This window comes from Escherichia sp. B1147, assembly GCF_001660175.1.
GTDB classification, from domain to species: domain Bacteria; phylum Pseudomonadota; class Gammaproteobacteria; order Enterobacterales; family Enterobacteriaceae; genus Escherichia; species Escherichia whittamii.
In genome coordinates this window covers 16,999-26,538 of record NZ_LFHY01000001.1, presented here as the reverse complement: position 1 = coordinate 26,538, position 9,540 = coordinate 16,999, and the positions used below count along the sequence as shown (strand labels likewise).

The 9,540-nt window shown below is 49.9% G+C and carries 21 protein-coding genes; 20 read left to right on the top strand and 1 reads right to left on the bottom strand.

Annotated features, from left to right (window positions below; genetic code table 11):
- The 3 genes from A9180_RS22230 to bfr all read left to right on the top strand — a co-directional run.
- Nucleotides 1-106: elongation factor Tu (locus tag A9180_RS22230; protein WP_072093990.1), on the top strand; the 106-nt coding region annotated here is incomplete at its 5' end.
- Between the two features lie 182 nt (nucleotides 107-288).
- Nucleotides 289-483 (top strand): bacterioferritin-associated ferredoxin, encoded by a 195-nt coding sequence (bfd, locus tag A9180_RS00240; protein ID WP_000289090.1) that lies wholly within the window; start codon nucleotides 289-291, stop codon nucleotides 481-483.
- A 72-nt stretch (nucleotides 484-555) separates the two neighbouring features.
- On the top strand, nucleotides 556-1,032 hold the full coding sequence (bfr, locus tag A9180_RS00235) for a bacterioferritin (RefSeq protein ID WP_064524936.1): 477 nt from the start codon (nucleotides 556-558) through the stop codon (nucleotides 1,030-1,032).
- Here the strand turns inward: bfr and A9180_RS00230 are convergent.
- Nucleotides 1,029-1,496, bottom strand: a complete 468-nt coding sequence (locus tag A9180_RS00230) for a prepilin peptidase (RefSeq protein ID WP_064524933.1) — start codon at nucleotides 1,494-1,496, stop codon at nucleotides 1,029-1,031. The genes bfr and A9180_RS00230 overlap by 4 nt on opposite strands.
- 378 nt (nucleotides 1,497-1,874) lie before the next feature.
- Between A9180_RS00230 and rpsJ the strand changes: the two genes are divergently transcribed.
- The 17 genes from rpsJ (at nucleotide 1,875) to rplF (ending at nucleotide 9,538) form a co-directional block, all read left to right on the top strand.
- On the top strand, nucleotides 1,875-2,186 hold the full coding sequence (rpsJ, locus tag A9180_RS00220) for a 30S ribosomal protein S10 (protein WP_001181004.1): 312 nt from the start codon (nucleotides 1,875-1,877) through the stop codon (nucleotides 2,184-2,186).
- Between the two features lie 32 nt (nucleotides 2,187-2,218).
- Nucleotides 2,219-2,848 (top strand): 50S ribosomal protein L3, encoded by a 630-nt coding sequence (rplC, locus tag A9180_RS00215; RefSeq protein ID WP_000579833.1) that lies wholly within the window; start codon nucleotides 2,219-2,221, stop codon nucleotides 2,846-2,848.
- Nucleotides 2,849-2,858: 10 nt separating this feature from the next.
- Nucleotides 2,859-3,464 carry a 50S ribosomal protein L4 gene (gene rplD, locus A9180_RS00210; RefSeq protein ID WP_000424395.1) on the top strand — a complete coding sequence of 202 codons (606 nt, stop codon included), beginning with the start codon at nucleotides 2,859-2,861 and terminating at the stop codon, nucleotides 3,462-3,464.
- On the top strand, nucleotides 3,461-3,763 hold the full coding sequence (gene rplW, locus A9180_RS00205) for a 50S ribosomal protein L23 (RefSeq protein ID WP_000617544.1): 303 nt from the start codon (nucleotides 3,461-3,463) through the stop codon (nucleotides 3,761-3,763). The genes rplD and rplW overlap by 4 nt, the downstream gene beginning before the upstream one ends.
- Nucleotides 3,764-3,780: 17 nt before the next feature.
- On the top strand, nucleotides 3,781-4,602 hold the full coding sequence (gene rplB / locus A9180_RS00200; protein ID WP_000301864.1) for a 50S ribosomal protein L2: 822 nt from the start codon (nucleotides 3,781-3,783) through the stop codon (nucleotides 4,600-4,602).
- A gap of 16 nt (nucleotides 4,603-4,618) precedes the next feature.
- Complete coding sequence (gene rpsS, locus A9180_RS00195; protein ID WP_001138117.1) at nucleotides 4,619-4,897, top strand: 30S ribosomal protein S19; 279 nt, start codon at nucleotides 4,619-4,621, stop codon at nucleotides 4,895-4,897.
- Between the two features lie 14 nt (nucleotides 4,898-4,911).
- Entirely contained in the window at nucleotides 4,912-5,244 is a 333-nt protein-coding gene (rplV, locus tag A9180_RS00190; RefSeq protein ID WP_000447529.1) for a 50S ribosomal protein L22, read from the top strand.
- Nucleotides 5,245-5,261: 17 nt separating this feature from the next.
- The gene (rpsC, locus tag A9180_RS00185; protein ID WP_000529945.1) at nucleotides 5,262-5,963 is read left to right on the top strand and encodes a 30S ribosomal protein S3; all 702 of its coding nucleotides are present in this window, start codon (nucleotides 5,262-5,264) and stop codon (nucleotides 5,961-5,963) included.
- A 12-nt stretch (nucleotides 5,964-5,975) separates the two neighbouring features.
- The gene (rplP, locus tag A9180_RS00180; RefSeq protein WP_000941212.1) at nucleotides 5,976-6,386 is read left to right on the top strand and encodes a 50S ribosomal protein L16; all 411 of its coding nucleotides are present in this window, start codon (nucleotides 5,976-5,978) and stop codon (nucleotides 6,384-6,386) included.
- Nucleotides 6,386-6,577 (top strand): 50S ribosomal protein L29, encoded by a 192-nt coding sequence (gene rpmC, locus A9180_RS00175; protein WP_000644741.1) that lies wholly within the window; start codon nucleotides 6,386-6,388, stop codon nucleotides 6,575-6,577. The genes rplP and rpmC overlap by 1 nt, the downstream gene beginning before the upstream one ends.
- On the top strand, nucleotides 6,577-6,831 hold the full coding sequence (gene rpsQ / locus A9180_RS00170; RefSeq protein ID WP_000130100.1) for a 30S ribosomal protein S17: 255 nt from the start codon (nucleotides 6,577-6,579) through the stop codon (nucleotides 6,829-6,831). The genes rpmC and rpsQ overlap by 1 nt, the downstream gene beginning before the upstream one ends.
- A gap of 164 nt (nucleotides 6,832-6,995) precedes the next feature.
- The gene (gene rplN / locus A9180_RS00165; protein ID WP_000613955.1) at nucleotides 6,996-7,367 is read left to right on the top strand and encodes a 50S ribosomal protein L14; all 372 of its coding nucleotides are present in this window, start codon (nucleotides 6,996-6,998) and stop codon (nucleotides 7,365-7,367) included.
- Nucleotides 7,368-7,377: 10 nt separating this feature from the next.
- Nucleotides 7,378-7,692, top strand: coding sequence for a 50S ribosomal protein L24 (gene rplX, locus A9180_RS00160; RefSeq protein WP_000729185.1), 315 nt, complete (start codon nucleotides 7,378-7,380; stop codon nucleotides 7,690-7,692).
- A gap of 14 nt (nucleotides 7,693-7,706) precedes the next feature.
- Nucleotides 7,707-8,246 (top strand): 50S ribosomal protein L5, encoded by a 540-nt coding sequence (rplE, locus tag A9180_RS00155; RefSeq protein WP_001096200.1) that lies wholly within the window; start codon nucleotides 7,707-7,709, stop codon nucleotides 8,244-8,246.
- Between the two features lie 14 nt (nucleotides 8,247-8,260).
- On the top strand, nucleotides 8,261-8,566 hold the full coding sequence (rpsN, locus tag A9180_RS00150; protein WP_001118930.1) for a 30S ribosomal protein S14: 306 nt from the start codon (nucleotides 8,261-8,263) through the stop codon (nucleotides 8,564-8,566).
- A gap of 33 nt (nucleotides 8,567-8,599) precedes the next feature.
- Nucleotides 8,600-8,992: a 30S ribosomal protein S8 gene (rpsH, locus tag A9180_RS00145; RefSeq protein ID WP_000062611.1), complete on the top strand. Its 393-nt coding sequence runs from the start codon at nucleotides 8,600-8,602 to the stop codon at nucleotides 8,990-8,992.
- A gap of 12 nt (nucleotides 8,993-9,004) precedes the next feature.
- Entirely contained in the window at nucleotides 9,005-9,538 is a 534-nt protein-coding gene (rplF, locus tag A9180_RS00140) for a 50S ribosomal protein L6 (RefSeq protein ID WP_064524927.1), read from the top strand.
- Nucleotides 9,539-9,540: the final 2 nt, after the last annotated feature.

Sequence of the window (9,540 nt, the reverse complement as noted above, 5' to 3'; positions counted from 1 at the left end):
TGTTACCCTGATCCACCCGATCGCGATGGACGACGGTCTGCGTTTCGCAATCCGTGAAGGCGGCCGTACCGTTGGTGCGGGCGTTGTTGCTAAAGTTCTGAGCTAATTATTCGTTAATTAGTTTCGAATTAAAAAGGGCGCTTCGGCGCCCTTTTTGCTGCCCGTAATTTGAGCTCGAAATATTTAGTCGTAATTTCGCTCGCTGAACTGTGGCGCAAATAAAATTGTGCTATTGTAATCATAACTATTCTCATTTACACTTTGCGCAGAATTTGAACGGGAGTAATCATGTACGTTTGTTTGTGTAATGGTGTAAGTGACAAAAAAATTCGCCAGGCAGTCCGTCAGTTTCATCCTCAGTCTTTCCAACAATTACGCAAGTTTATTCCTGTGGGAAATCAATGTGGTAAGTGCATTCGCGCCGCACGTGAAGTGATGCAGGATGAGTTGATGCAGATGCCAGAATTTAAAGAGATTGCCTGAAGCCCACGCTTATTTTTTGACATCCCGCTAGCCCCATCTACGCTCTAATAGTGGAAGCGGAGGGACTATAAAATGAAAGGTGATGTTAAAATCATAAATTATCTCAATAAACTATTGGGAAATGAGCTTGTCGCAATCAATCAGTATTTTCTCCATGCCCGGATGTTTAAAAACTGGGGCCTGATGCGTCTCAATGACGTCGAATACCATGAATCCATCGATGAGATGAAACACGCCGATAAATATATCGAGCGTATTTTGTTTTTAGAAGGAATCCCCAACTTACAGGATTTAGGCAAACTGGGGATTGGTGAAGATGTTGAGGAGATGCTGCAATCCGACCTGCGATTAGAGCTGGAGGGTGCGAAGGATCTTCGCGAGGCTATCGCTTATGCCGACAGCGTTCATGACTATGTCAGCCGCGATATGCTGATCGAGATCCTTGCCGATGAAGAAGGTCATATCGACTGGCTCGAAACTGAACTGGATCTCATCGGTAAAATCGGCCTACAGAATTACCTGCAGTCACAAATTAAAGTTAAAGATTAACGGCCTGCCAGCAGACTATCCCAGCCTACAACGAAACCCGCAGCTGCCAGAAATGGTCCAAAAGGCAGCGGGTTTTTTAATGATTCTTTTCCTCTCATAAGCAGACCAATAACTACGGCTCCGCAAGCGAATGAGGCAGCAAGGAAAACTAGCCGTGGCAAGAAGGCCCATGTATGCCAGGCGCCAAGGGCGGCGAGAAACTTCACATCACCATAGCCTAATCCTTCTTTATGACGCAGTATGCGATACCCCCAGTAAATGACAGCGAATGTACCGTAACCAATAATCGCCCCCCATAACGCATCGGCTAAACCGTCAGGATGACAAACCTGATAGAACAAAAGACCTGACCAGAGTAACGGGCAGGTAAATCTGTCAGGTAACAAGCCATGCTTTGCATCCCAGAAAAAAAGTAGGGCTGATAAACAAGCGTACAAAATTAGAAAGGGAAGGGTAGCGTCCATAAAACATCCTCTGTAGTTGGAGCATCACCATCGAATAACTCCGGATACTCAGCAACAGAGAAATCGCTGATTTGTTAACCTGGTTCCGGTGAAAAACGCTATCTTCACAACTTTACAAATATCGTGGAATGCAGCTCGCAATCTGAGCGTTGCGATTAATTTCTACCCGATGCTTGCGTCAGGCTCAGATTTGCGTATAATGCGCGGGCTTGTCGTAGTTGACAGCAGGTTCAATCTGAACCTCAGTTAGTCGAATTTGGCTACCTAACAATGCTCCCAATCGGGGGGCTACGTAAGAACGGTTACACTCTCCCATCAATCGTAATGGGTCTGAGGAGTAATCATTTTCGTTTATAAAATAATTGGAGCTCTGGTCTCATGCAGAACCAAAGAATCCGTATCCGCCTGAAAGCGTTTGATCATCGTCTGATCGATCAAGCAACCGCGGAAATCGTCGAGACTGCCAAGCGCACTGGTGCGCAGGTCCGTGGTCCGATCCCGCTGCCGACACGCAAAGAGCGCTTCACTGTTCTGATCTCTCCGCACGTCAACAAAGACGCGCGCGATCAGTACGAAATCCGTACTCACTTGCGTCTGGTTGACATCGTTGAGCCAACCGAGAAAACCGTTGATGCTCTGATGCGTCTGGATCTGGCTGCCGGTGTAGACGTGCAGATCAGCCTGGGTTAATCAGGTCATTGAGCGATTGAGAGGTTGAAACAATGATTGGTTTAGTCGGTAAAAAAGTGGGTATGACCCGTATCTTCACAGAAGACGGCGTTTCTATCCCAGTAACCGTAATCGAAGTTGAAGCAAACCGCGTTACTCAGGTTAAAGACCTGGCTAACGATGGCTACCGTGCTATTCAGGTAACCACCGGTGCTAAAAAAGCTAACCGTGTGACCAAGCCTGAAGCTGGCCACTTCGCTAAAGCTGGCGTAGAAGCTGGCCGTGGTCTGTGGGAATTCCGCCTGGCTGAAGGCGAAGAGTTCACTGTAGGTCAGAGCATTAGCGTTGAACTGTTTGCTGACGTTAAAAAAGTTGACGTAACTGGCACCTCTAAAGGTAAAGGTTTCGCAGGTACCGTTAAGCGCTGGAACTTCCGTACCCAGGACGCAACTCACGGTAACTCCTTGTCTCACCGCGTTCCGGGTTCTATCGGTCAGAACCAGACTCCGGGCAAAGTGTTCAAAGGCAAGAAAATGGCAGGTCAGATGGGTAACGAACGTGTAACCGTTCAGAGCCTTGACGTAGTACGCGTTGACGCTGAGCGCAACCTGCTGCTGGTTAAAGGTGCAGTCCCGGGTGCAACCGGTAGCGACCTGATCGTTAAACCAGCTGTGAAGGCGTAAGGAGATAGCAATGGAATTAGTATTGAAAGACGCGCAGAGCGCGCTGACTGTTTCCGAAACTACCTTCGGTCGTGATTTCAACGAAGCGCTGGTTCACCAGGTTGTTGTTGCTTATGCAGCCGGTGCTCGTCAGGGTACTCGTGCTCAGAAGACTCGTGCTGAAGTAACTGGTTCCGGTAAAAAACCGTGGCGCCAGAAAGGCACCGGCCGTGCGCGTTCTGGTTCTATCAAGAGCCCGATTTGGCGTTCTGGTGGCGTGACCTTCGCTGCTCGTCCGCAGGACCACAGTCAAAAAGTTAACAAGAAGATGTACCGCGGCGCGCTGAAAAGCATTCTGTCCGAACTGGTACGTCAGGATCGTCTGATCGTTGTCGAGAAGTTCTCTGTAGAAGCACCGAAAACCAAGCTGCTGGCACAGAAACTGAAAGACATGGCTCTGGAAGATGTGCTGATCATCACCGGTGAGCTGGACGAAAACCTGTTCCTGGCTGCGCGCAACCTGCACAAGGTTGACGTACGCGATGCAACTGGTATCGACCCGGTTAGCCTGATCGCCTTCGACAAAGTCGTAATGACTGCTGATGCTGTTAAGCAAGTTGAGGAGATGCTGGCATGATTCGTGAAGAACGTCTGCTGAAGGTGCTGCGTGCACCGCACGTTTCTGAAAAAGCGTCTACTGCGATGGAAAAATCCAACACCATCGTACTCAAAGTTGCTAAAGACGCGACCAAAGCAGAAATCAAAGCTGCTGTGCAGAAACTGTTTGAAGTCGAAGTCGAAGTCGTTAACACCCTGGTAGTTAAAGGGAAAGTTAAACGTCACGGACAGCGTATCGGTCGTCGTAGCGACTGGAAAAAAGCTTACGTCACCCTGAAAGAAGGCCAGAACCTGGACTTCGTTGGCGGCGCTGAGTAAGTCGGAGGAGTAATACAATGGCAGTTGTTAAATGTAAACCGACATCTCCGGGTCGTCGCCACGTTGTTAAAGTGGTTAACCCTGAGCTGCACAAGGGCAAACCTTTTGCTCCGTTGCTGGAAAAAAACAGCAAATCCGGTGGTCGTAACAACAATGGCCGTATCACCACTCGTCATATCGGTGGTGGCCACAAGCAGGCTTACCGTATTGTTGACTTCAAACGCAACAAAGACGGTATCCCGGCAGTTGTTGAACGTCTTGAGTACGATCCGAACCGTTCCGCGAACATCGCGCTGGTTCTGTACAAAGATGGTGAGCGCCGTTACATCCTGGCCCCTAAAGGCCTGAAAGCTGGCGACCAGATTCAGTCTGGCGTTGATGCTGCAATCAAACCAGGTAACACCCTGCCGATGCGCAACATCCCGGTTGGTTCTACTGTTCACAACGTAGAAATGAAACCAGGTAAAGGCGGTCAGCTGGCACGTTCCGCTGGTACTTACGTTCAGATCGTTGCTCGTGACGGTGCTTATGTCACCCTGCGTCTGCGTTCTGGTGAAATGCGTAAAGTAGAAGCAGACTGCCGTGCAACTCTGGGCGAAGTTGGCAATGCTGAGCATATGCTGCGCGTTCTGGGTAAAGCAGGTGCTGCACGCTGGCGTGGTGTTCGTCCGACCGTTCGCGGTACCGCGATGAACCCGGTAGACCACCCACATGGTGGTGGTGAAGGTCGTAACTTTGGTAAGCACCCGGTAACTCCGTGGGGCGTTCAGACCAAAGGTAAGAAGACCCGCAGCAACAAGCGTACTGATAAATTCATCGTACGTCGCCGTAGCAAATAATTTTAGAGGATAAGCCATGCCACGTTCTCTCAAGAAAGGTCCTTTTATTGACCTGCACTTGCTGAAGAAGGTAGAGAAAGCGGTGGAAAGCGGAGACAAGAAGCCCCTGCGCACTTGGTCCCGTCGTTCAACGATCTTTCCTAACATGATCGGTTTGACCATCGCTGTCCATAATGGTCGTCAGCACGTTCCGGTATTTGTAACCGACGAAATGGTCGGTCACAAACTGGGTGAATTCGCACCGACTCGTACTTATCGCGGCCATGCTGCTGATAAAAAAGCGAAAAAGAAATAAGGTAGGAGGAAGAGATGGAAACTATCGCTAAACATCGCCATGCTCGTTCTTCTGCTCAGAAGGTTCGCCTTGTTGCTGACCTGATTCGCGGTAAGAAAGTGTCGCAGGCTCTGGATATTCTGACCTACACCAACAAGAAAGCGGCTGTACTGGTCAAGAAGGTTCTGGAATCTGCCATTGCTAACGCTGAACACAACGATGGCGCTGACATTGACGATCTGAAAGTTACGAAAATTTTCGTAGACGAAGGCCCGAGCATGAAGCGCATTATGCCGCGTGCAAAAGGTCGTGCAGATCGCATCCTGAAGCGCACCAGCCACATCACTGTGGTTGTGTCCGATCGCTGAGACTCTGGAGACTAGCAATGGGTCAGAAAGTACATCCTAATGGTATTCGCCTGGGTATTGTAAAACCATGGAACTCTACCTGGTTTGCGAACACCAAAGAATTCGCTGACAACCTGGACAGCGATTTTAAAGTACGTCAGTACCTGACTAAGGAACTGGCTAAAGCGTCCGTATCTCGTATCGTTATCGAGCGTCCGGCTAAGAGCATCCGTGTAACCATTCACACTGCTCGCCCGGGTATCGTTATCGGTAAGAAAGGTGAAGACGTAGAAAAACTGCGTAAGGTCGTAGCGGACATCGCTGGCGTTCCTGCACAGATCAACATCGCCGAAGTTCGTAAGCCTGAACTGGACGCAAAACTGGTTGCTGACAGCATCACTTCTCAGCTGGAACGTCGCGTTATGTTCCGTCGTGCTATGAAGCGTGCTGTACAGAACGCAATGCGTCTGGGCGCTAAAGGTATCAAAGTTGAAGTTAGCGGCCGTCTGGGCGGCGCGGAAATCGCACGTACCGAATGGTACCGCGAAGGTCGCGTACCGCTGCACACTCTGCGTGCTGACATCGACTACAACACCTCTGAAGCGCACACCACTTACGGTGTAATCGGCGTTAAAGTGTGGATCTTCAAAGGCGAGATCCTGGGTGGTATGGCTGCTGTTGAACAACCGGAAAAACCGGCTGCTCAGCCTAAAAAGCAGCAGCGTAAAGGCCGTAAATAAGGAGCGTCGCTGATGTTACAACCAAAGCGTACAAAATTCCGTAAAATGCACAAAGGCCGTAACCGCGGTCTGGCGCAGGGTACGGATGTTAGCTTCGGCAGCTTCGGTCTGAAAGCTGTTGGCCGTGGTCGTCTGACTGCACGTCAGATCGAAGCAGCACGTCGTGCTATGACCCGTGCAGTTAAGCGTCAAGGTAAGATCTGGATCCGTGTGTTCCCGGACAAACCGATCACTGAAAAGCCGCTGGCAGTGCGTATGGGTAAAGGTAAAGGTAACGTGGAGTATTGGGTTGCCTTGATTCAGCCGGGTAAAGTCCTGTATGAAATGGACGGTGTTCCGGAAGAGCTGGCCCGTGAAGCATTCAAGCTGGCAGCAGCGAAACTGCCGATTAAAACCACCTTTGTAACTAAGACGGTGATGTAATGAAAGCAAAAGAGCTGCGTGAGAAGAGCGTTGAAGAGCTGAACACCGAGCTGCTGAACCTGCTGCGTGAGCAGTTCAACCTGCGTATGCAGGCTGCAAGTGGCCAGCTGCAACAGTCTCACCTGTTGAAGCAAGTGCGTCGCGATGTCGCACGCGTTAAGACTTTACTGAACGAGAAGGCGGGTGCGTAATGACCGATAAAATCCGTACTCTGCAAGGTCGCGTTGTTAGCGACAAAATGGAGAAATCCATTGTTGTTGCTATCGAACGTTTTGTGAAACACCCGATCTACGGTAAATTCATCAAGCGTACGACCAAACTGCACGTACATGACGAGAACAACGAATGCGGTATCGGTGACGTGGTTGAAATCCGCGAATGCCGTCCGCTGTCCAAGACTAAATCCTGGACGCTGGTTCGCGTTGTAGAGAAAGCGGTTCTGTAATACAGTACACTCTCTCGATACGAATAAACGGCTCAGAAATGAGCCGTTTATTTTTTCTACCCATATCCTTGAAGCGGTGTTATAATGCCGCGCCCTCGATATGGGGATTTTTAACGACCTGATTTTCGGGTCTCAGTAGTAGTTGACATTAGCGGAGCACTAAAATGATCCAAGAACAGACTATGCTGAACGTCGCCGACAACTCCGGTGCACGTCGCGTAATGTGTATCAAGGTTCTGGGTGGCTCGCACCGTCGCTACGCAGGCGTAGGCGACATCATCAAGATCACCATCAAAGAAGCAATTCCGCGTGGTAAGGTCAAAAAAGGTGATGTGCTGAAGGCGGTAGTGGTGCGCACCAAGAAGGGTGTTCGTCGCCCGGACGGTTCTGTCATTCGCTTCGATGGTAATGCTTGTGTTCTTCTGAACAACAACAGCGAGCAGCCTATCGGTACGCGTATTTTTGGGCCGGTAACTCGTGAGCTTCGTAGTGAGAAGTTCATGAAAATTATCTCTCTGGCACCAGAAGTACTCTAAGGAGCGAATCATGGCAGCGAAAATCCGTCGTGATGACGAAGTTATCGTGTTAACCGGTAAAGATAAAGGTAAACGCGGTAAAGTTAAGAATGTCCTGTCTTCCGGCAAGGTCATTGTTGAAGGTATCAACCTGGTTAAGAAACATCAGAAGCCGGTTCCGGCCCTGAACCAACCGGGTGGCATCGTTGAAAAAGAAGCCGCTATTCAGGTTTCCAACGTAGCAATCTTCAATGCGGCAACCGGCAAGGCTGACCGTGTAGGCTTTAGATTCGAAGACGGTAAAAAAGTCCGTTTCTTCAAGTCTAACAGCGAAACTATCAAGTAATTTGGAGTAGTACGATGGCGAAACTGCATGATTACTACAAAGACGAAGTAGTTAAAAAACTCATGACTGAGTTTAACTACAATTCTGTCATGCAAGTCCCTCGGGTCGAGAAGATCACCCTGAACATGGGTGTTGGTGAAGCGATCGCTGACAAAAAACTGCTGGATAACGCAGCAGCAGACCTGGCAGCAATCTCCGGTCAAAAACCGCTGATCACCAAAGCACGCAAATCTGTTGCAGGCTTCAAAATCCGTCAGGGCTATCCGATCGGCTGTAAAGTAACTCTGCGTGGCGAACGCATGTGGGAGTTCTTTGAGCGCCTGATCACTATTGCTGTACCGCGTATCCGTGACTTCCGTGGCCTGTCCGCTAAGTCTTTCGACGGTCGTGGTAACTACAGCATGGGTGTCCGTGAGCAGATCATCTTCCCAGAAATCGACTACGATAAAGTCGACCGCGTTCGTGGTTTGGATATTACCATTACCACTACTGCGAAATCTGACGAAGAAGGCCGTGCTCTGCTGGCTGCCTTTGACTTCCCGTTCCGCAAGTAAGGTAGGGTTACTAAATGGCTAAGCAATCAATGAAAGCACGCGAAGTAAAACGCGTAGCTTTAGCTGATAAATACTTCGCGAAACGCGCTGAACTGAAAGCGATCATCTCTGATGTGAACGCTTCCGACGAAGATCGTTGGAACGCTGTTCTCAAGCTGCAGACTCTGCCGCGTGATTCCAGCCCGTCTCGTCAGCGTAACCGCTGCCGTCAAACAGGTCGTCCGCATGGTTTTCTGCGGAAGTTCGGGTTGAGCCGTATTAAGGTCCGTGAAGCCGCTATGCGCGGTGAAATCCCGGGTCTGAAAAAGGCTAGCTGGTAATTGTCACCAATTGAATCACGGGAGTAAAGACAGATGAGCATGCAAGATCCGATCGCGGATATGCTGACCCGTATCCGTAACGGTCAGGCCGCGAACAAAGCTGCGGTCACCATGCCTTCCTCCAAGCTGAAAGTGGCAATCGCCAACGTGCTGAAGGAAGAAGGTTTTATTGAAGATTTTAAAGTTGAAGGCGACACCAAGCCTGAACTGGAACTGACTCTTAAGTATTTCCAGGGCAAAGCTGTTGTAGAAAGCATTCAGCGTGTCAGCCGCCCAGGTCTGCGCATCTATAAACGTAAAGATGAGCTGCCGAAAGTTATGGCGGGTCTGGGTATCGCAGTTGTTTCTACCTCTAAAGGTGTTATGACTGATCGTGCAGCGCGCCAGGCTGGTCTTGGTGGCGAAATTATCTGCTACGTAGCCTAATCGGAGGAAAAAATGTCTCGTGTTGCTAAAGCACCGGTCGTTGTTCCTGCCGGCGTTGATGTAAAAATCAACGGTCAGGTTATTACGATCAAAGGTAAAAACGGCGAGCTGACTCGTACTCTCAACGATGCTGTTGAAGTTAAACATGCAGATAATACCCTGACCTTCGGTCCGCGTGATGGTTACGCAGATGGTTGGGCTCAGGCTGGTACCGCGCGTGCCCTGCTGAACTCAATGGTTATCGGTGTTACCGAAGGCTTCACTAAGAAGCTGCAGCTGGTTGGTGTAGGTTACCGTGCAGCGGTTAAAGGCAATGTGATTAACCTGTCTCTGGGTTTCTCTCATCCTGTTGACCATCAGCTGCCTGCGGGTATCACTGCTGAATGTCCGACTCAGACTGAAATCGTGCTGAAAGGCGCTGATAAGCAGATGATCGGCCAGGTTGCAGCGGATCTGCGCGCCTACCGTCGTCCTGAGCCTTACAAAGGCAAGGGTGTTCGTTACGCCGACGAAGTCGTGCGTACCAAAGAGGCTAAGAAGAAGTAAGG